We start from the raw sequence: 21,546 nt of genomic DNA on the forward strand, positions 1-21,546 counted from the left end.
CGTAGGGTGCGGAGGTTTCCTCCGATCAGAACTTCCCTGCGGGACGCTACGCGAACGGGGAGACAAGGGAGGTTTGACTCTAATGCCTTATGCTCTGTTTGACTAATCTTTGGGAAACTTCTACTCTAGATTATCCGTCCGGTGACATTGTGAATTTGGTAATTCGATTCATGAGCAACGAATATTGGCAATGCTATTTATTACCAGTTTTATTTTCTTGTCAGTCTTAATTTATGATGATTGTTCAGTAATTAGATCAGTAAACCCTCAACTGTCAACTATCAAATGTCAATTGCTATAAATCTTACAGCATTATTTAACATTAGTTGGAGTTTTTACTTACAAATTTGATACCACCAATCCAAAAAGCAATTATAAATATGTGGTCAAATCATTGTTGGGATATAGTGCTTGATGACAAGAAATGATATTTCCTGATAGTTAAGTAAAAATTACGGGCATACTGAAATTCTAAACCATTAATTTCTATTTTTATCTCAATTTTCAAATCCCAGAAAGGTACTATAACTAAAGATTTAAGTGGTGAAGGTGTGATGACTGGCCAAGATATTGAGATATGGCATCAGTAAACAGTGAAAATTGATCAAGGTTGCTTTCCTCAGACTGATAATTGATAACTGAATCTCTGTAGAAAGCTCTGAATAAATGCGAATCAGGAGAAAGGATTGTGAAACTAGACTGGCTATTAACCGGAACTGTGGGAACGGTGTTGTTACTTGCATCGCCAACTTGGGCAACAACTTTGAGTTCTTGGCGATTTGATGCCAATCGCAACCGTTTGGAGATCAACACCACAAAAGCCGTACAACCTAAAGCACAACTGATTTTTGGGCCAACACGCTTAGTAATTGATTTACCAGGAATCACCTTTGGCAAACCCCAGTCTACGCAAACAGTGGGCGGAGCTATTCGCGCTGTGCGTGTCGGACAGTTTGACCCCCAAACCACCCGCATAGTTGTGGAACTCTCCCCTGGCTATACCCTCGACCCCCAGCAAATTAAATTTGTGGGTATTAGTGCTAATCGTTGGAGTGTGCAATTACCTACGCCAACGGCAGAAAGTACACAGTCCAGCCCAGGTAGTGTTTACAATGTAGTCACTTTAGACTCTGACTCTAATGCAAAACCAGAGTTTTCTAATAATGTAGTTACAGCCGCAGCCGGAACAACTCAAGTAGAAAATGTACAAGTCACAGGGGATGGCTTTTTTGTCCGCACCAGTGGCGGTAATCCTCAAGTTAAAGTCAATCGTAGCCGCGATCGCGCTACGATTTTTATGGATATCGCCGGTGCAAGTTTGTCCCCACGTCTTACCCAGCGCAATATTTCTGTGAACAGGCATGGTGTCAGTCGCCTAGAACTCAACCAACTGCAAACCCGCACTCCATCTGTCCGTATCACCTTACGGGTAGACAAAAATAGCCCCGACTGGCGTGTCACCTCAAGTAGTGCTGGTGGTTTGGTGGTTCTTCCTAGTCGCGTTGTCAGACTCCCAGGAAATAGTAATTCTGATGATTCAGGCAATATTACTATACCTAGTAGACAACCAGTCACTAATACTAATAATGACGTAGCTACAATTCAATCTATCGATTTAGCTGATAACCAATTACTGATTCGAGCCGATCAAAATGTATCTGCTACCAGTGGTTGGGATAGAAATACTGGTCTGTTCCGCATCACCATTACTAACGCTAAGTTAGCTCCCAATGTGAAAGGGCCGGTCTTTAACGCTAATAGTCCCATCCTGCGAGTCCGATTACAAACCCAAAACCCTAATACTGTTATTGTCTTAGTGCAACCAGCCGCCGGAGTACAAGTAGGATCTCTCAACCAAGTTGGTAGTCAGCTTTTAGCTCTGGAATTACAAGGCTCTCGTCGCAACATCACCACACCACCTTTACCTCCCATCCAAGGACAGCTACCAGACCCCAGAAATCCTCAACCTGTTACCCAACCAACACGTCCTATCCCTAGAGGTAAAGTAGTAGTTTTAATTGACCCTGGACATGGTGGTAAAGACCCAGGAGCAATTGGGATTGGGAAAGTCCGTGAGAAGGATATTATCTTACCCATCAGCCAGCGCATTGCTCAAGTATTACAACAAAATGGTGTACAAGTAGTCATGACCCGCAACTCTGACTACTTTGTCAGTCTCCCAGGCAGAGTCCAAATGGCAGAAAGAGTTGGGGCTGATGTGTTTGTCAGCATCCACGCTAACGCCATTGGTGGGGGACGCACAGATGTTAATGGTTTGGAAACCTATTATTACGATAGTGGTTTGGGTTTAGCTCGCGCAGTGCATAGAAGTATTCTCCAAAGTGTGAATGTCAGGGATAGAGGAGTACGGCGAGCGAGATTTTACGTTCTCAGAAAGAGTTCTATGCCTTCTATTCTGGTGGAAACCGGTTATTTAACTGGTCGAGAAGATGTATCTAAGTTGCAAAACGCAGCTTATCGTAATCAAATGGCAGATGCGATCGCTCGTGGTATTCTCCAGTATCTCCGACGCTAATTACTTTTGCTCCATAATTTTTTGGACAAATGACATGGCAAAATCAAAACTCCGTGCTACACTACGCCATTAGCTTGATTTTGATACCGAGACAAAATTTGATGGCCACAAAGCCAAAGTTTGGACGGTGACAGTGTGAGGATTTGCGAATATGTTGAGATGGCATCAGTGAACAGTGAACAGTTATCAAGCTTACTTTCCTGTCCCTGATAACCGATAACTGAATTACTGATAACTGTCAAAAGCTCTCATCAATGCGAATCAGGAGAAAAGATTGTGAAACTAGAGTGGCTAGTAACCGGAACAGTGGGAACGGTATTGCTACTGTCATCGCCAGCTTGGGCAACAAGGTTGGATTCTTGGCGATTTGATGCCAATCAAAACCGATTGGAGATCAGTACCACAGGAGCAGTACAACCTCAAGCACAACTGATTTTTAACCCCACACGCCTAGTGATTGATTTGCCAGGCATCACCTTTGGTAGACCCCAGTACACCCAACAGGTAGGGGGGGCAATTCGGGCTGTGCGTGTCGGGCAGTTTGACCCCCAAACCACTCGCATAGTTGTAGAACTATCCCCTGGTTATACCCTCGACCCCCAACAAATCAAATTTGTGGGTATTACTGCCAATCGTTGGACTGTCCAATTACCCACACCAGTAGCTGAAAGTGACATAGAAAACCCAGAAATTGCCCAGCAACCACCCTCTAACCAATCTTCTAGAAATATTTATACGGTAACACCCACCAATCGTGAACCAGAAGTCAATACTGTTGCCTCTGTGACTCAAATTGAGAATGTCCAAGTCACAGGGGATGGCTTTTTTGTCCGCACCCGTGGTGGTAATCCTCGCATTGAAGTTAATCGCCCAAAAAATCAACAGCTACTCAACATTGATATTGCTGGCGCATCTTTATCACCAAATCTCCAACAGCAGGAGTTTACTGTCAATCGTTATGGTGTCAGCCGTATTCAACTGAGTCAATTACAAAATCGACCCCAAACTGTACGCATGACCATGCTCTTGGAGCAAAACAGCCCGGAATGGCGAGTCAGCACCAGCAGCGTCGGTGGTTTTGTCATTTTACCTAGTAGAAATGCCATCAGATCAACCAGAGTCAACAACCCAGATACTATTTCTTCTACTACTAATTCCCCAGCTACTATCCAAGCGGTAGAACTAGCCGCAAATGGTACACAACTTTTGATTCGTTCTGACCAGTCGATATTTGCTCAAGGCGGTTGGGATAGAACATCTGGATTGTACCGGATCACAATTAATAATGCTCAATTAGCCGCTAACGTCAGAGGCCCGGCTTTTACCCCTAATAGTCCAATTCTCAGAGTCCGGTTACAACCCCAAGCCCCCAACACTGTAGTTGTTTTGATACAACCCGCCGCAGGAGTGCAAATCGGGGAACTCAATCAAGTCAGTAACCAGCTTTTGTCCTTAGATTTACAACCCTCCCGCCGATTAACACCCCCAATTGCTTTACCATTACCATCAGCTAACCAACCTCAACCATCAAATATAAATATCGATAATCCCAGAACTATCCCCCGTCCCACCACAAATTCCCCAGTTCCTAGAGGGAAAGTTGTGGTAGTCATTGACCCCGGACATGGTGGCAAAGATTCAGGCGCGCCTGGTTTGGGTGGACTTTTAGAAAAAGATGTAGTGCTGCCTATTGGTCGCAGGATAGCCCAAATTTTAGAACAGAATGGTGTGCAAGCTGTACTGACGCGGGATGCTGATTTCTTTGTAGAGCTACAAGGTAGAGTCGATATTGCTGAACGAGTTAACGCTACAGTATTTGTCAGCGTCCACGCCAATTCAGTTGATAATCGCCCTGATGTCAATGGTTTAGAAGTTTATTATTATGATAGTGGCTACGCTTTAGCAGAAAGTGTTCGTAAAAATATATTGCAAAGTATTGGTACTATCAAAGATCGAGGCACACGTAAAGCTAGATTCTACGTCCTTAGAAAGAGTTCTATGCCTTCGATTTTAGTAGAAACAGGTTATATGAGTGGTCGGGAAGATAATCCTCGTTTGGGTTCACCAGAATATCAAAACCGGATGGCAGAGGCGATCGCTCGTGGTATTCTGCAATATTTAAAGAGATGATTCAATTCACAATATATGTACCTACAGAATTTAATAGTCATTTTGCCAATTGTCTGCTAAATTCTGTATTTTAAATCCCCAAATTTTTATCAGTATCTGCCTGTGTATTCATCCTCCGGCTTTGAAGGTAATCTTTACGAGTGCTTAGACCAAGAGCCTCAACGCGCTCCCATTGGTGTTTTTGATAGTGGTGTGGGTGGACTAACGGTATTGCGCCAACTTTATCGGCAGTTACCTCATGAATCAATTGTTTACTTTGGAGATACCGCTAGGTTGCCTTACGGTATTCGTTCCCAAGCCGAAATTGTCCAGTTTGTGCGCGAAATTCTCGACTGGATGCAGCAGCAACGGGTAAAAATGGTAATCATGGCTTGCAATACCAGTTCTGCACTCGCATTAGAAATAGTCCGCGCCGAATATGACATCCCGATTCTGGGTGTGATTCTTCCTGGTGCAAAAGCCGCCGTACAACAAGGTAAGCGTATTGGTGTCATCGCCACACCTGCCACCGCTAAAAGTGATGCCTATAAACACGCCATTTTAGAAATCAACCCTGATGTAGAGGTGTGGCAAGTTGGTTGTCCAGAGTTCGTCCCACTGATTGAACAGAATCGCATCCACGACCCTTACACAACTGAAGTAGCTAAGTCTTATCTTGAACCTTTACTGCAACAAGACATTGATACTTTAGTCTATGGCTGTACCCATTATCCCTTGCTTGCTCCAGTCGTGCGATCGCTCCTGCCAACTCACGTAAAAATTATTGACCCAGCTGTTCATGTTGTCACTGCTTGCAGTCAAGAATTAGAGCTACTAGGCTTAACTAACACTCACCCCCCCCTACCAACTCGCTTCGCTGTTAGTGGTTCTCCCCAACAGTTTGCTCAGTCTGGAGTTAATTGGCTGGGTCATACCCCTATTGTTGAATCAGTCGATTTTGCTAATATCCCTAGTCATTAAGTCAACACTCAACAGTCAACAGTAGACTATTGACTATTGGCTATTGACCCTCCGAATTTTAGATTTTAAATTGTGGATTTTGGATTGCCTGATTGAATCTAAAATCTAAAATCCGTCTTGAAAAGTTTCCTACGGCGGGAAACCCGCCTACAGAACTTTCCGCAAAATCTAAAATTGATTGACTATTGACTAGGCTTTTTGCCAGTACGTTTTGCTAAACCCAATAAGAGATAAACAGTTAACAAATATCCCGCCGCTAAAATAAAAATCATCATAGGCACATTCCCATAAACCATAATTCCACCAACACCCTTTCTCAGAAATAATTAAATTGCATACAATTAGCAGAAACTGAACCATCCAAATTACATCTTGGTGGCTGGATTAATGTACGCCAAATCCACCGATAGAGCGATTAAATCCCTACGGTTCAACTTTTTGCTATTTAATTAATTGCAGACCATACATCCGACAACAGGCTTTGCATTGCCTAAAAGCAATACAACTCTGCACTCCTCAGCAGCTTACCTAGTCTGCTTTATTTTTAGTGACATCTTTAAACTAGGAGTCATGCTGACCATCAACGCCAGCTTCAAAAACCTGACATCAATTCTCAACAGAATTGTCTAGCTCCTAGTTAAGAGTCTTTCCCCATCAACACTAATCAAGAAAGTATTTTCTTGGTTTATGAGATAGTGAAGTTCTATTTGTAACTCACAACACTGAAAAAGCAATTCCACTAAAAAGTGAATTACTGTTGTGGCGTGAATAACTCAAAAATTTAAAATCCCTAGATTATAGCGTAACATAACAAAGCTAACTTTGAAGCGAAATTTCCAATTTTCTAGATAGTTCTAGACCAGTACAAATAATTAAATTTATACATAAAAATAGCTAATATGTAATGAATATTACGTATTTTAGGTAAATCTATTTTCGTGTATGTATCATAAATTAATATAAATATTTCTGATTAGAGCTTAGGGCTTGCATATAAAAGATTTTTATGAAAAATACTGAGTGTTTCTATTGACAGCTAAAATTTAAGAGTAACAATACTGAAATCAACTGAGTTCTCAAAAACGGACATTAATACACAGCACATATTTATTTTTATAATGAATGAGCCACGATTGAATCATACACATCTCTATATAACAAATTAGGTCATTAAGCGTATTAGCGTAAATTGAAATGTTAAAAAGCAAAAAACATTAAATCTTGCTTAAACTCAGCAATACTCTGAGTTGCGTCAGAAGTACAAATGAACAAAAATCAGTATTATTATGAGCAAAACTTTGCGCTGGCACAGGCTTATCTTAGAATAAACATTAGGATATGTAAACTTTCGTAACTAAAGTCAGAGTCCGCCCACCCATGACCCCAGCCACCTCCCTGTTTGCCCCTGTGGAAGCAGACCTGCAAATACTAGCAGATAACCTCAAACAGCTAGTTGGAAATCGCCACCCCATTCTGTTTGCCGCCGCCGAACATCTATTCGGGGCTGGGGGAAAGCGTATCAGACCAGCAATCGTGCTGTTGATATCGCGGGCGACCATGTTAGACCAAGATATTACGCCCCGTCACCGTCGATTAGCAGAAATCACCGAAATGATTCATACTGCTAGCTTGGTACATGACGATGTAGTAGATGAATCAGATGTGCGGCGGGGCGTTCCTACCGTTCACAGTTTATTTGGTAATCGAATTGCGATCCTCGCCGGAGATTTTCTCTTTGCTCAATCTTCTTGGTATTTAGCCAACTTAGACAACTTGGAAGTAGTCAAACTCCTTTCAGAAGTGATTATGGATTTAGCTACCGGGGAGATTCAGCAAGGATTAAATCGCTTTGACACTAATATCTCAATTGATACCTATCTCCAAAAAAGCTATTACAAAACCGCTTCCTTGGTTGCTAATAGTGGTAAAGCGGCGGGAATACTCAGTGAAGTTTCCTCAGAAGTTGCCGAACATTTGTATGCCTATGGTCGTCATCTGGGTATAGCCTTTCAAATTGTCGATGACATTTTAGACTTTACGAGTACTGCTGACACTTTAGGTAAACCCGTAGGTTCGGATCTTAAAAGTGGTAATCTCACAGCACCCGTGTTGTTCGCTCTACCGGAGAAACCTTATTTGGAAGTATTGATAGAGCGAGAATTTGCCCAACAGGGAGATTTAGAACAAGCACTAGACTTGATTCAAGATAGTCAAGGCATACAAAAGGCTAGAGATTTAGCTGCCCACCATACAAAGTTAGCAATTGACCATCTAGCTGTGCTTCCGCCTTCAGAATCTCACCAGACGTTAATCAACATCGCTGAATATGGATTAAGCAGATTATATTAGCTGGGGATTGGGGACTGGGGACTGGGAAATTACTATTAACCAATACCTACTCCTTACTCCTTACTCCCTACTCCCTACTCCTGAGTGATGATGTTGAAAAAATTTTTGGGTTTTTAGAAAAAATTTTTGAGATTTTTCAGATAAAAATTTGGGGATGTTGGTATGTATTCAAAGCAGCCAACATCCCATTTTTTTTTAAGCAATACCAGGAGGTATATTTGTACTATTCGACTGTTGTTTTAACTGTTTTTGTATGAGTTTTTGGAATTGAGAACGCTTAACCTCATACGAATGAGTGGTTTTACCCGGCGTTTCCAAAAAAACGATACTATCTACGGGTTCTAATGCCACCAATTGGAACAAAATGTGCGTTGCGGGAACAATTTTTGTGGCAATTTGAGGGTCTAGCCCAGCAGGGGAAATTAGGGAAACATCCTGTATGGTAGGGAAAGCGTAAACCACACGCTTTTCGATTCCTGGGTTGACACGATTCCTCAAGGTAGTTAAAACCCAGCTACCCTCCCCATCTTGGAGAATATGGTACTGGGAATGACGTAACTTTTGAGCGATCGCTACCAGCACAGGGGCAATTGCTGCAACAAGATGTGGTGTTACACCATCTTTGGGTGCATTGTTAATCAGCAATTGAATTTGTGTTTCTAAATCCATCATCACTTGTTCACGTCTGTTGGGTAAAGGCAATAACATTTATCGCCATGTGATTAATCCCATTAGAGTTGGGAATAATAAAATCAACCACATCCTTAACCAAGGATGGGTATGTGTTTAGCTTATAGGCAAAACCATTAACCCAATACCCACCTTCGTCACAAGTTCTATTTAAGTTTATGTATAGGGTCTTTTGACAACCGACACTATGAATTCAGCCGCAACAGCAACTATTCCAACCGTTAATACTCTCCCAGAAAACACTATCGGTGAGGGGGTAATCTTCCAACTTGCCTACAAAGAGCTTCAGCAATTCACCAAAGCTTCAGAGAAGAATTGCCAGGATGTAGCCAATCGGATCACCACCGAAGTATACCGTATTTGCCAAGAAAGTAAACGTATTCAAGCTTCTGGTGCTGTCGAAAATTCAGCTATGACCCTAGCCAAACATAGGCTACAACAGTGTTTGAGATATTATCAATTGGGTTCTAACCGAGGCAGAGTTGAATTACATAGTACACTAAGTGCCATTATTTATCGTTACATTAATCCTCCCCAACGCCAATTAAGTTATCAAGGGCGGCTGACAATTATAGAAGATTTCCTCCAAAGTTTTTATTTAGAAGCCTTAAACGCCTTTCGTCGGGAAAATCAACTTGGCCCTACCTATCGTCCCCAAACTCTCTTAGAACTGGCAGAGTACATGGCATTTACCGAACGTTACGGTAAGCGGCGCATTCCCCTCCCAGGTCGTCAACAACAGTTAATTATTCTCCGCGCTCAGACTTTCTCTCAACAGCAACCCCCAGAAACTAGCGTTGATATTGAACAAGCCGCAGAAGGTAGCAGCAATGAAGGTGATGGTTCTTGGGAAGAACCAGCCGTACAGCAGTTGCGTTCCGCTATGGCTACCCAAGCTGCACCCGAACCAGAAGAAGATACACTCCGTTCCGTCGTGATTACGGAATTGATGAGTTATTTGGAGCAACGTGATCAATCTGATTGTGCTGATTACTTTTCTCTCCGCCTCCAAGATATGTCAGCTCAAGAAATTGAAAACGTTTTAGGTTTAACTCCCCGTCAGCGAGATTACTTACAACAACGCTTTAAGTATCATTTGATTAGGTTTGCTTTATTACACAAATGGGAGCTAGTACATGAGTGGTTAGAGGCATCTTTACATACCAACTTGGGTTTGACTCCCCAACAGTGGGAAGACTACAGATCCCAATTAGACGATAAACAGAGAGCTTTACTAGACTTAAAACAACAAGGACAACCCGATGACAAAATTGCTAAAGCCCTAGGGTTATCAATGGCACAACTACAAAAACGGTGGTTTAAAATTTTAGAACAAGCTTGGGAAATTCGTAATTCCTTAGTATCCGGATCTAGTGCATCTACTCATGAATAGTGACTCAGAATCCTTACGAAAGTACCTACTCGGTTTTCTGGCACGTATGATTAATCAACCAGAAAACCAACAGGGAAATTGTGAAGATACCAAGAAGGGAGATCACCTTCTCAACCAAAGTCCCACTCAAAATCGTGGTGAACTAAAGTTGGGAAGTATACCCCACACCTTTTTATTAGGAGAAATTCCTACTGTGCAAGAACGTTTTCAAGCCGTCATCAAGCGTCGGTTACAAATTCACACCGAAAACCACCCACCCTTGTTTCCCTGGGAAACACAAATAGTAGACTATCCAGAATCTCTGGATGAGCCATCACTAGTATTTACCCCTAACTGGGGGTGGATGGCACAGCAATCAAAGCTGAATTTACCTATCCCCCTACCAGAAAAAGTATTTCAAGAATTATTAGCAAGATGTCAACAGATGCTGACATCTTCCCTACCCATTGGGGCAAAATTAGTGCAAGTGGTGGAAGGTTTATTCCCTAACGAATCGCACACAATCAACAATCTTGCTGGTTTGGTGTTACGCACTAGCTATCGTTCGTCAGAAACTTTAGAGACAATGCCTCATATCGAGAGTGATTACTCCGATTTAGGTTCTCATCAGCAAATGGCGATTTCTCTGATGGCAGCCCAACAACTGTTAGATAACCTGACTCTACCAGTGTCACCAAGCAAGCCAGTTGTAGAAAGGCTGTGGTTAACTAGTGCAGGTGTTCTCAACCTCCGGGTAGAATACCACTCCCAAGGTCAGACAAAACTGTTACGTGTTTATGGTGATTTACCCACTCAAGGAATCTTGACACTGCGGGGCAATAACTCTATTGCTATGGCACAGTTATCAATTCCTGGATGCTTGAGTGTAGAAATCGCTTGTCAGGAAATTCACCCAACTTACACTTTAGAAGTTGAGTGTCCAGACATGGAGCAGTTGCCATTGTTATTTGTGATTAATCCCACAATTTAACTGAGATTACCACCGCTAGCACACCATTGTTGATCAACACCAATAGATAAGAGCATTATCGTGGTTTTGCATCGAAAATATATGTTTCTCAAAGGGCGGTCATTAGGGCTTCTACAATCACCCGCAACGAGAATGAAAATTTACAAGACATTTATACTCCCAAAGGCTGCTTTCGGGGAGTTCCTGTTTTCTTAACGGAACTTCCCGAAAATTAGTCTCTATCAGCATCTACAATCTATAGCTTTTCCGAAGTGGAAAATGTTTAATTTAACCAGGTTGAATCGATTTTGGCATCTGCCTGTAAGTTATGGACGACACAATGACCAGGGGTCGTCATTAGTGGAAGTGGAAGACTCCATTTCCTTGCGGGTACTAGTGCTAGCGTTGGTAATCACAGGTATTGTAGCCGTAGATATTGCTGCCAATACTACATTTAGTTTGTGGGCAATTCCATTCAGTCTTTTAGGTGCAGGTTGGAGTTATTACCGCCGTCGTCAAGCTAATGTCACCATCAAGTTTTGCATTGCCATTGGGATGTTAATGGCTTTGGGGGCTTTTTTTGGTCGGTTGTTTGGCGAATTGAATGATACGCGGTTAGTTTTGGCGGAGTTATTAGTTCAACTGCAAATATTACATAGCTTTGATGTACCTAGGCGCAAAAACCTGGGCTATTCGATAGTGATTGGCTTAATTTTGTTGGGTGTGGCGGCTACCCTGAGTCAAACTTTAGCCTTTGCACCGATATTATTATTATTTTTAGCGATCGCTCTGCCGACTTTAGTTGTCAACTATCGTTCACAACTGGGACTGAAAAAATCACCAGTCACCAGCCAAAAGTCAAAAACATTTAAATTATCTCAACAATTACCTAAATATTTTTTACTATTTACCGTAGTTTTGGGGTTGGGGTTGGTAGTGTTTGCATTTTTACCCCGCTTCCCCGGCTATCAACTGCGGACTTTTCCCGTGAGTTCCCCTATTGAGGTCAAAGGTAGCTTTACTGGTCGCAGTATTATTAATCCTGGTTATGTCCGTCAAGGTAACGCTGACAATCAAGGTAATGGTAATAGTAATGCACCAAATGACAATGGGCAACCAGGGCAGGTAGATAGCGGGTTTTATTACGGTTTTAATAGCAAGATTAACCAAAACCTCCGGGGAGAGATGAAACCCAAAGTAGTGATGCGGGTGCGATCGCAAGCCGAGGGGTTTTGGCGAGTGCTAGCCTTTGATCGGTACACAGGTAAAGGCTGGGAGGTTTCCCGTAATGAAGATGTGACAACGATTAAGCGATCGCCTTGGTCTTATCAGATTTTTTTACCACCGCCACCTCTATCTGGCAAAACTAGAGAAGTAGTACAAACATACACGATCGTCTCAGACTTACCTAACCTGATTCCAGCTTTGTCTTATCCCAGGGAAATTTACTTTCCTACACCGATGATTGCAGTGGATAAGGAAAATGGCTTGCGATCGCCTGTGGGATTATCAGAAGACCTCACCTATACAGTCATTTCTGATGTACCTTACCGCGATCGGACTTTATTAGGAACAGCCAAAACAGATTATCCCCGCAATATTGCCAAGTATTATCTACAAATACCCCCAGAAATTGCCACCAAAGTTAGACAACGTACTGAGGAAATATTAGCTAACTACAACCGTCAACGAGTAGGAAAATCCCAAAAAAGCTTAGATGCAACCTACGAAAAAGTTCTTTATTTAGCTCAGTACCTCAAGCAAAATTATTCCATCCCGCAAAATCCCTTAGAGTTCCCTTTTTTAGATGAAAAAGAAGACTTGGTAGAAGCGTTTTTATTTAAACATAAAGGCGGTTATCCCGACCATTTCTCAACAGTTCTCACAGTCATGCTCCGTTCCATTGGTATCCCAGCGCGCTTAGTCGCAGGATTTGCGCCAGGGGAATTTAATCCCTTTACGGGGATGTATGTGGTACGGAATACCGATGCTTACGCCATGACGGAAGTTTATTTTCCCGAATATGGTTGGTTTACCTTTGACCCTATTCCCAATCATCCCCTGATTCCCCCTTCCATTGAAGAAACTCAGACCTTTAGTGTATTGCGCCAATTTTGGCATTGGGTGGCTGGGTGGCTACCTTCTCCAGTCACAGGCTTTTTAAATCATGTATTTGGGGCAGTATTTAGCTGGTTTACTAAAGCGATCGCTTGGTTTTTTGCTTTATTTACTCAAGGTTGGGTAGGTATATTAACTGGCTTGATCTTAACAACTACAACCGCTTTCTTGGGTTGGCTGGGTTGGATGCAATGGCGAGAGTGGTTGTATCGCCGTCACTTAGGTAAACTACCACCTATGGAAAGTCTGTATCAACAAATGCTGCAATGGGTAGAACAAAAAGGCTTAGGTAAGCATCCAGCACAAACGCCTCTGGAGTATGCCCAAGTAGCATCTCAGTATCACAGTCCAGATCAGGCTCAGGTAATCAATGATATTTGCCAAGCTTATGTAAGTTGGCGTTATGGAGGTAGGACTGCCAACTTACATGAACTGCGACAAAAATGGCAAGAATTGAAAAAATCTCCCAGTCAACAGAGGCAATAATTTACTTAATAACTAGTGATCATTTTCTGCAAAATTATGTAGATTTTGCAGAAAAATATGATGTTGACAAATCACTTTTAGATACTATTAACAATTAAACTTGGCATTAGCTCTTATAGGTATACTTTTTCCTGTCTCTATGGGCATATTTTATGCAATTCAACGGAGGAACTCTTGAAAAAAGCAGACGTTATTAAAAAACTCAAGCTGTATAGAATGAATGCGTTGTAAGTCCCATTTTTTAGGGATAACATGGGAATAAATTCACTTCTAGCTTTGTACACCACATTTGGTGTCAGTTTTTTTATGGAGATACAGTTAATTAACATTGGTTTTGGTAACATTGTCTCGGCCAACCGAGTTGTTGCCATTGTGAGTCCAGAATCTGCCCCAATTAAGCGGATTATTACTGATGCTAGGGACAGAGGTCAGCTAATTGATGCTACCTATGGTCGTCGGACTAGGGCTGTGATTATCACTGATTCTAGTCATGTAATTTTGTCGGCGATTCAACCAGAAACGGTAGCTAATCGGTTCGTGATTTCTAGGGAGCATCATACAGTAGAAAATTGATGCGGATGAGGATTCATACTAATTTTGGATTTTAGATTTGGGATTTTGGATTGAAAGCCTAGATTGATAGGCTATTCCAAAAACTCAAAACAATACTACCTAGTCCAATTTGGTATAACATCCCATCTCTAGTTACATCACATCAGCAGTACCATGTGAGTTAGACAAGTTTTCTGTCACTAGTGCTACAAATTCGTTAGTTAAGGATTGCTTTGGAGACACATACCAGATTAAATTACTAATTTACTAACGAATCATGTCCCTTGATTAATTCACAGGTTTAACGGATGATGCAAGTTTTACCCATCCAGAGTTGTGCTACTACCGAAGAAAGTGCTTTGTCAGGCAAGCTAATTGTTTTAACCGGGCCTAGTGGGGTCGGGAAAGGGACGTTAATGCGATCGCTCTTACAGCGTCATCCAGAACTTTATTACTCTGTCTCCGCTACGACTCGCGCCCCCCGTCCAGGGGAAATTAATGGCAAAAATTATTATTTTATTAGCCGCAATAAGTTTGAACAGTTAGTTGCTCAAGGCGAATTTCTAGAGTCAGCAGAATTTGCTGGTAACTACTATGGCACTCCCCGGGAAGCTGTACTCAATCAAGTGCAGTCCGGTAGATTGGTAGTTTTGGAGATTGAACTAGAAGGTGCAAGACAAATTCGTGCTTCCTTCCCGGAAGCTTTGAGCATTTTTATTTTGCCCCCTTCCTTTGCTGAACTAGAGAAACGCATCCGTGGACGCGGACAGGATTCTGAAGAGGCAATTGTCCGCCGTCTACGACGCGCCCATGAAGAAATTCAAGCGGCTGAGGAATTTGATATTCAAATCGTCAATGATGATTTAGAAACTGCGCTTCATGCCATTGAGGCGGCTGTGTTTGGCAAATAAAGCGTTGTTTTAACAACTTGCTAATTGGTAATCGGACATAGGTAATAGCCAAAAAGCTATGACAATTACCCATGGCCGATTACCCAAGAATTTTAGCCTATCAGGCCTTGAATGATAGCCAAATTAGCGGTCAAGAAATAAGCTACTACTGCACCACCAATACCACCAATTAAGAAAGCACTGGCGAAATTATTCCAGCCTTCTTTGGAATTGAAAGCATCTGGGGGATTAGGTACAGTTACACTAGGTAGAGCTTTAGCGGGGTTAGTGTTGGAATACAAAGATAGACAGGCGGTCAGAATCACAACCAAGCCTATAGAAGCCAACAATCCTGCTAAATTAGCATTGTCCGCATTACGCAGTGGCCCTAGTTTAGCGAAGGGGCCAAACAGCAAGTAACCATGCGCCATACCGACTTCTAAACCACGTCTAAAGGGAGTCAACCCTGGACGGTAGGCAGGTAAGTTATTGATGAACCACTTGATAGCGGGAGAAGAGTTAACTGGGGTTTCCAGATTACCGATTTGTGGATCACCTGCGGGAGAAACAACTTCCCGATTTCTGGGATCGCTGGGAAGATTTTTGGATGCGTCTACTGCTTGCATATTTTAGGTTGCCTCTAAATTAGAAGGATCGCATTTTCATCAAGAAAACCAAGGTCTCAGGGGATGGCAGGAGCAAAGGAAATGATGATTCCCAATGCCCTGTTTGCCCTGTTGCCTTGACTTCTTATGGTAGGGGGTGGAAAAGTAAGTCAGGGAAAAAGCGATTGAATTCAATCAAAATACCGGCTGTAATTGTTAGCCAGATAGTAGCTGCAACAGGTGCTGTGGAAATGAACTTAATCAAATAGCCTTGATCAGATTTGTCTGCCATGATTTACTCTCCAAAATAAGTGAGTGAATTAAGTTGGATTAGCGAGGAGAAACAGTAATTTCTGTGTCTTTCGCAGTTAATTCCCCAGACAGCAGTTCTTTGACGGCTGCGGCTGGCCAAGCAAAACCTGTAGCCATGATTGACAGTGCTAGACCGAGATCGATTTGAATTTCTTTTTGCTCGGTGTCAGATTCTTTTTTGATGGCTTGTAAGTAGGCACGACCTACCCAACCAATCCAACCAGCGATGTACAAGAACAGAATGCTAGGAATTAAAAAATCACCAGCGCGATCAAGGCGACCATCAACAATTAAGTGAGGATAGCCTTCTGGGCCACATAGTGCCTGGGAATAACGTTCAAAACGTTTTTTGCCTGATTCTGGGTCGGCTGTAGTATTACGGGCGTTTTTTGCTAATGCTTGAAATGCAGGATTGTCTTTACAGGGGGTCAGGTTCGCGCCTAGAGCCTTAGCTGGAGGTGCAAAACTGAACGCAAGACAAATCACCAAAATCAAAGCAAACAATCGTTTCATGGATGTGTTTCCTTTTATTACAAAAGAAAAAGTTTTTTGTACAAAACGAAGCGGCTTGTACATTCTTTATTTGCTTAACTAGCAAGTCATCATACTCTTGGGCGGGAATCGAGTAAAGTTGAAGTAAATAAAAGTTAAAGCTTCTCAAACAAGTGATTACGGAGTGATGAGTAATAAGTGGAGAGTGCTGAGTGTTTGTTTATAGCATATAACTCACCCTTGAAGACTGAGTTTGGTAAGACTACTCTAGGTTTTACCAAAGATACTCTGACGGCTCATAGCCTAACACTCCACATAGAAAATTCAGCACTGATTACGCCTTTGTAGCAATGGTAACTGTTTTAGCGATAGAAACTAGTTGTGATGAAACTGCTGTGGCAATTGTTAAAAATCGTCAAGTTTGCAGCAGTATTATTACCTCTCAAATTCCAGTACATCAGCAGTATGGTGGGGTAGTACCAGAGGTGGCATCTCGCCAGCATTTAGAAACGATAAATGTGGCGATCGCCCAAGCCTTAGAACAAGCTCAATTAACTTGGGAACATATTGATGCGATCGCCGCCACTTGCGCCCCTGGATTAGTCGGAGCGTTGTTAGTGGGGTTAACGGCTGCCAAAACTTTAGCGATTGTCTACAACAAACCATTTTTGGGAGTTCATCACCTCGAAGGTCACATTTATGCCACTTATTTGAGTGAGCCAACATTAGATCCCCCTTTTCTTAGCTTACTGGTTTCTGGCGGACACACAAGCTTGATTTATGTTAAAGAATGTGGTATTTACGAAACCCTGGGAGAAACTCGTGATGATGCCGCAGGAGAAGCTTTTGATAAAGTAGCTAGATTGTTAAAGTTAGGTTATCCCGGTGGCCCGGTGATTGATCAATTAGCCCAAGGCGGAAATTCCCAAGCCTTTGCTCTACCAGAAGGCAAGGTGTCTTTACCCGGAGGAGGTTTTCATCCTTATGATGGTAGTTTTAGCGGATTGAAAACGGCAGTATTGCGTTTAGTACAGCAGTTAGAAAAAGATGCTCAACCTTTGCCAGTAGCGGACATAGCAGCCAGCTTTCAGGTAACTGTAGCCAAGGCATTAACCAAAAGAGCGATCGCCTGTGCCATTGATTATGGCATCAATACAATTGCTGTCGGTGGTGGCGTAGCAGCCAACAGTGGCTTAAGAAAAAACTTACAAGCAGCAGCCTCAGAGCATAACATCCGCGTCCTTTTCCCACCCTTAAAATTTTGCACCGACAACGCTGCCATGATTGCCTGTGCCGCCGCCGATCATTTCTCTCGTGGTCATACCTCACCCCTCACCTTGGGTGTAGAATCTAGACTGCCATTGACCCAAGTGATGAAATTATATTCTGTAGGGGTGTAGGGGCAAATCAATTCAAAATTCAAAATTCAAAATTCAAAATTAAATGCCCCATGCCCCATTCCCCATTCCCCATTCCCCATTCCCCATTCCCAATAACTAATTACTATTAACCATTGACTCCTGCTTGATCAATATTTCCCGAATATGAACAGCCACAGCATCTGGCTGTTCCAACATTGCCAGATGTCCACAATTAGGAATTTCAATTACATTGTCACCACAGTATTGAAAAAGCCTATGAAAACTAGCTAAATGACGCACGTACTTAGGTTCCATGACTTTATCATCAGCACCAGCCAGAAAATAAACTGGTTGTTTTAACTGTGATACCAACTTTGGTAGACGATTGACTTCTTCTTCTGTTGTAGATTCTAATAATGATCCCAGAGCTGCTTGTGGATCAGCCACGACAAAATCAATGACGCGCTGACGCGCCCAATAACGCTCCAAAGGGCGAGATACACTATTTCTAGTAAACAGTAAATCAATTAAAGGTACTTGAGACAGCCATCGGGGACGGACTTGTAAAAATTTTTGTCCTACGGAACGAAACTGATCAAAAGCCTCTTTGAGATAAATACCACCGCCTGCATTGATACAAATTACACCCTTAATACACTCAGGCATTTGAGCAGCTGCCCAAAGAGCGATCGTCCCTCCCAATGAGTGACCAATTAACCAAGCACTAGTAATATTTAACTGTTGCAGAAGGGCTACTAAATCCTGAGCATAGGCTTCTGGTGTATGGACGGACTCACCAGAAGAATTAAGGGGATCAACGGAGGTAGAGGCCAAATTAACAGAACTTTGTGTTTGACTAAAATCAGTGTCTATTTGTAACTGAGATTCGCCAAAGCCTCGTAAATCATATGACAGACACTGCAAATCAGCTGACAACCGAGAAATCACAGGTTGCCAGTATCCACGGCTATTGAGCCAACCGTGGATAAATACTAAAGCATGGGGGCAGGACGTTGGAGCTGTTAGCTCGTATGCGTGTGGAAAACCCAAGATTTCAATAGTTGCCATACTTATATCCTACCCTTAACAGTGGATAGGACTGGATACACAGGGAGACAAACTATCGAAAATTCAAAATATCCTACAAAAAAACAGTTAAAAAATTCAAACTACTTACCCAACAATCTTTGACGTACTCCTTCAGCGATTTTATGTCCTAGATATTCAGGAATTAGGCTTTCATTTGGCCCTAATAAGTAGAGAATGAGCCTTGTACGTCCCCGCCAAACCAGTAAATTCGCATTCACAACTAACAGGTCTTCCTGCCAAATGGCATACATAACCTTGTAAAATAAACCAGGCTGATTATCCGCTTCAATCACTAAAGCAGGCAGATGAAACACTGGATCAACATAAAACTCAGTCTGTACCTGTTCTAAGCCAACATCTAGGTTAAATTCTACTGCCAGCATTTCTTCTACCTCAAATCTTCCCCCTAAAGCTTCCCGAATGGCACGACAAACATTTTCTGCGGTTTTCTCTGTTAGGGCTTTACTACCACGAGATACCAAAAGTTTGATAAAAACGAGCATGGGGGGGCGAATCTGCCCATATAAGCTTAAACCGTGGATTGTTAGCCCATAAGCTGCCAATACACCAAAAATATCACTGAGGAGAAAGGACTGATTGCGGTAAGCAAAATGCAAGGCACTTTTACTACCTTCTGGTTTTAGCTCAATTACAGCCCGTTTGGTCTTATAGAGACGATAAGCTAACCGTAAATTTTGCAGTTGAATTTCACTGCTTACAAATTGCTCATAAAACTGGGGGAACGCTCGATTAAAGCGTTTTAGAAGTTCCAGTGTTGAAGATTTTAAGCCAGAAGCCATCTTAGGTGTTAAAACTCGCTTGCTGATTTCGCCTGGGAATTGGGGGACTGGGAACTGGGGACTGGAGATAAAAAATCAAAAAGTCATCAGATGCGCTGATTTTGCTTTTTACCTTTTTACTTCCTGATTCCCCTGTGTTCCTAGTGTTCCCCATCTTGCCCTGCAATCAACTGAATTGCGAAGCCATATCCGTGTGTTAGGTTAGTTCAGGAATTTCTCCTAGCCTTGACAACAAAGTGCTAAAGTTGAATATGATTGGTGTGAAACACGCTATTAACAGAGTGTTACCATGAAAAACTCCCATAATATCTAAACAAATTGAGAGGAAGATTCAGAAACAATAGTAGAATCCCTGAGTAGGATGGGCTACATCCGAATTGACGCTTGTGGACAAGAAGGAGCCTACTCCCTTGGTTGAAGCAAGAAAAGAAGATCGATCTGTATGACCTAGTTCAATCAGGTTTGAGTAAGTTTCTTATAGCAGATAAACGGCTTTGCCGAAAAACGCTCTGTAAAACTTAGATCGGATTCAGTTCCGGGTATTCAGTAATGAATACGCTCAACAGAGCAACAGCAAGTGAGACGCGTTTGCGTAGCGGCGCGTTAGGGCAGCCCTGACTATAGCGGAGCTTAGTTGGGATACCTCACTAATAGAATCCAATTCAGTTATACTCCCCGAACCACCTTGGCATGGGTTTTTGGAAAACTTGGTTTAGCACTTCTGAATCTGCGACAACAAGTAAAACAAACTCTTTTGAAGAGCATACAGTAGACGCTACAGGCAACTCTTACTCCAACAGTGATGCCTCAGGAGTCTCCCGGAGTGCAGAACGTATTGTTTTTAGCACTGAGCGAGATATTGACCTGTATGAACTAGAAGAACTTTGTGATGCTGTCGGTTGGTCGCGTCGTCCGTTAAGAAAGGTCAAAAAAGCTATTGAGCATAGTTTTCTGGTCGCCTCAATGTGGCAGGTACGAGGCAACCAAAGGCGACTGATTGGTTTTGCTCGTGCTACCTCAGATCATGCCTTTAACGCCACTATTTGGGATGTGGTAGTTCATCCAGACTTTCAAGGCAAAGGAATGGGTAAGGCATTGATGAAATACGTCCTCAAAAAACTCAGAAGTGAGGAAATTAGCAATGTGACTCTTTTTGCCGATCCTCATGTGGTAGATTTCTATCGCACTATGGGTTTTATGCCCGATCCAGAAGGTATCAAAGGTATGTTCTGGTATCCTCATTAATTTTCTGTACCAGAATATAGCTGACTATAAAAAAGTCAGTTATTATGGTATAGTGTTAATAATGCTGATTCATGATTAAAGTCAAATCAGCTATACGGGATGTAGCGCAGCTTGGTAGCGCGCCTGCTTTGGGAGCAGGATGCCGCAGGTTCAAATCCTGTCATCCCGATTTTAAATTATCAATAAAAGCCACTGCACCATTTTTAGTATTGACCACCCCTCGTTGGGGCAGGGCGTAGGGGTGGTTGAAAGTCTAATAATTTCCTGGGTTTTAAAGTTCTCACTGGAATTATTTACAGGAAAAACCTGCCCTTAAAAGACCCCATACTCAGTTTTTGACAGACTTGAAAAGCTTTAATTATCAGCATTTTATGTTGGTTTGATCTCCTAAGTAAAACGACTTGAAAAAAACAAACTATGTAAAGTAATGTAAAAAAAATTGCATTTAGTTCGTAGTAAGGACTTTAGTCCTCTCATAAGGACTAAAGTCCTTACTACAAACCTTTAATTATTTACACCGTTCTAGTTAATCTATCTAGCTACGGCTATAAATTTGGTTTTGATTATCTAGACTCACCCGTAATGGAAC

At 42.2% G+C, this 21,546-nt stretch carries 18 protein-coding genes and 1 tRNA gene; 12 read left to right on the forward strand and 7 right to left on the reverse strand.

The window, feature by feature from the left end; genetic code table 11:
* The first annotated feature begins 688 nt into the window (after nucleotides 1-688).
* The 4 genes from ACPZ3T_RS04850 to sds all read left to right on the forward strand — a co-directional run bounded on the left by ACPZ3T_RS04850 (nucleotide 689) and on the right by sds (nucleotide 7,975).
* A complete protein-coding gene (locus ACPZ3T_RS04850; RefSeq protein ID WP_490273935.1) occupies nucleotides 689-2,536 on the forward strand; it encodes an N-acetylmuramoyl-L-alanine amidase in 1,848 nt (615 codons plus the stop codon).
* A 276-nt stretch (nucleotides 2,537-2,812) separates the two neighbouring features.
* Entirely contained in the window at nucleotides 2,813-4,666 is a 1,854-nt protein-coding gene (locus ACPZ3T_RS04855) for an N-acetylmuramoyl-L-alanine amidase (protein WP_490273937.1), read from the forward strand.
* A gap of 102 nt (nucleotides 4,667-4,768) precedes the next feature.
* A complete protein-coding gene (gene murI, locus ACPZ3T_RS04860) occupies nucleotides 4,769-5,626 on the forward strand; it encodes a glutamate racemase (RefSeq protein WP_490273939.1) in 858 nt (285 codons plus the stop codon).
* A 1,377-nt stretch (nucleotides 5,627-7,003) separates the two neighbouring features.
* Nucleotides 7,004-7,975, forward strand: a complete 972-nt coding sequence (sds, locus tag ACPZ3T_RS04865; RefSeq protein WP_490273941.1) for a solanesyl diphosphate synthase — start codon at nucleotides 7,004-7,006, stop codon at nucleotides 7,973-7,975.
* A gap of 195 nt (nucleotides 7,976-8,170) precedes the next feature.
* Here sds and ACPZ3T_RS04870 read toward each other — a convergent pair whose 3' ends face one another.
* Entirely contained in the window at nucleotides 8,171-8,644 is a 474-nt protein-coding gene (locus tag ACPZ3T_RS04870) for a hypothetical protein (protein ID WP_490277119.1), read from the reverse strand.
* Nucleotides 8,645-8,852: 208 nt separating this feature from the next.
* Here ACPZ3T_RS04870 and hetZ point away from each other — a divergent pair, with 208 nt between their 5' ends.
* The 5 genes from hetZ to gmk all read left to right on the forward strand — a co-directional run bounded on the left by hetZ (nucleotide 8,853) and on the right by gmk (nucleotide 15,074).
* Nucleotides 8,853-10,058 (forward strand): heterocyst differentiation protein HetZ, encoded by a 1,206-nt coding sequence (hetZ, locus tag ACPZ3T_RS04875; protein ID WP_490273943.1) that lies wholly within the window; start codon nucleotides 8,853-8,855, stop codon nucleotides 10,056-10,058.
* The gene (locus tag ACPZ3T_RS04880; protein WP_490273945.1) at nucleotides 10,051-11,028 is read left to right on the forward strand and encodes a PatU; all 978 of its coding nucleotides are present in this window, start codon (nucleotides 10,051-10,053) and stop codon (nucleotides 11,026-11,028) included. The genes hetZ and ACPZ3T_RS04880 overlap by 8 nt, the downstream gene beginning before the upstream one ends.
* Nucleotides 11,029-11,286: 258 nt before the next feature.
* Nucleotides 11,287-13,611, forward strand: a complete 2,325-nt coding sequence (locus tag ACPZ3T_RS04885; RefSeq protein WP_490273947.1) for a transglutaminase TgpA family protein — start codon at nucleotides 11,287-11,289, stop codon at nucleotides 13,609-13,611.
* A 306-nt stretch (nucleotides 13,612-13,917) separates the two neighbouring features.
* On the forward strand, nucleotides 13,918-14,184 hold the full coding sequence (remA, locus tag ACPZ3T_RS04890; protein WP_015137727.1) for an extracellular matrix/biofilm regulator RemA: 267 nt from the start codon (nucleotides 13,918-13,920) through the stop codon (nucleotides 14,182-14,184).
* 287 nt (nucleotides 14,185-14,471) lie between these two features.
* Complete coding sequence (gmk, locus tag ACPZ3T_RS04895) at nucleotides 14,472-15,074, forward strand: guanylate kinase (RefSeq protein ID WP_490273949.1); 603 nt, start codon at nucleotides 14,472-14,474, stop codon at nucleotides 15,072-15,074.
* A gap of 92 nt (nucleotides 15,075-15,166) precedes the next feature.
* On the opposite strand, the gene ACPZ3T_RS04900 is transcribed toward gmk, so the two are convergent.
* The 3 genes from ACPZ3T_RS04900 to ACPZ3T_RS04910 all read right to left on the reverse strand — a co-directional run bounded on the left by ACPZ3T_RS04900 (nucleotide 15,167) and on the right by ACPZ3T_RS04910 (nucleotide 16,483).
* Nucleotides 15,167-15,679 (reverse strand): photosystem I reaction center protein subunit XI, encoded by a 513-nt coding sequence (locus ACPZ3T_RS04900; RefSeq protein WP_490273951.1) that lies wholly within the window; start codon nucleotides 15,677-15,679, stop codon nucleotides 15,167-15,169.
* A gap of 124 nt (nucleotides 15,680-15,803) precedes the next feature.
* Nucleotides 15,804-15,950 carry a photosystem I reaction center subunit IX gene (psaJ, locus tag ACPZ3T_RS04905; protein WP_490273952.1) on the reverse strand — a complete coding sequence of 49 codons (147 nt, stop codon included), beginning with the start codon at nucleotides 15,948-15,950 and terminating at the stop codon, nucleotides 15,804-15,806.
* A 38-nt stretch (nucleotides 15,951-15,988) separates the two neighbouring features.
* The gene (locus ACPZ3T_RS04910; protein WP_490273954.1) at nucleotides 15,989-16,483 is read right to left on the reverse strand and encodes a Photosystem I reaction center subunit III; all 495 of its coding nucleotides are present in this window, start codon (nucleotides 16,481-16,483) and stop codon (nucleotides 15,989-15,991) included.
* Nucleotides 16,484-16,812: 329 nt separating this feature from the next.
* On the opposite strand from ACPZ3T_RS04910, the gene tsaD reads away from it, so the two are divergent.
* Nucleotides 16,813-17,862 (forward strand): tRNA (adenosine(37)-N6)-threonylcarbamoyltransferase complex transferase subunit TsaD, encoded by a 1,050-nt coding sequence (gene tsaD / locus ACPZ3T_RS04915; RefSeq protein ID WP_490273956.1) that lies wholly within the window; start codon nucleotides 16,813-16,815, stop codon nucleotides 17,860-17,862.
* Nucleotides 17,863-17,958: 96 nt separating this feature from the next.
* On the opposite strand, the gene ACPZ3T_RS04920 is transcribed toward tsaD, so the two are convergent.
* The 3 genes from ACPZ3T_RS04920 to ACPZ3T_RS04930 form a co-directional block, all read right to left on the reverse strand.
* Entirely contained in the window at nucleotides 17,959-18,891 is a 933-nt protein-coding gene (locus ACPZ3T_RS04920) for an alpha/beta fold hydrolase (RefSeq protein WP_490273958.1), read from the reverse strand.
* A gap of 101 nt (nucleotides 18,892-18,992) precedes the next feature.
* The gene (locus tag ACPZ3T_RS04925; RefSeq protein WP_011318303.1) at nucleotides 18,993-19,712 is read right to left on the reverse strand and encodes a hypothetical protein; all 720 of its coding nucleotides are present in this window, start codon (nucleotides 19,710-19,712) and stop codon (nucleotides 18,993-18,995) included.
* A 1-nt stretch (nucleotide 19,713) separates the two neighbouring features.
* Nucleotides 19,714-19,866, reverse strand: a complete 153-nt coding sequence (locus tag ACPZ3T_RS04930; protein WP_490273961.1) for a hypothetical protein — start codon at nucleotides 19,864-19,866, stop codon at nucleotides 19,714-19,716.
* 536 nt (nucleotides 19,867-20,402) lie between these two features.
* On the opposite strand from ACPZ3T_RS04930, the gene ACPZ3T_RS04935 reads away from it, so the two are divergent.
* Nucleotides 20,403-20,957 carry a GNAT family N-acetyltransferase gene (locus ACPZ3T_RS04935; RefSeq protein ID WP_490273963.1) on the forward strand — a complete coding sequence of 185 codons (555 nt, stop codon included), beginning with the start codon at nucleotides 20,403-20,405 and terminating at the stop codon, nucleotides 20,955-20,957.
* Nucleotides 20,958-21,052: 95 nt separating this feature from the next.
* A tRNA-Pro gene (locus ACPZ3T_RS04940) sits at nucleotides 21,053-21,126 on the forward strand.
* Nucleotides 21,127-21,546 lie beyond the last annotated feature (420 nt).

Source organism: Aliinostoc maniaoense, assembly GCF_058172895.1.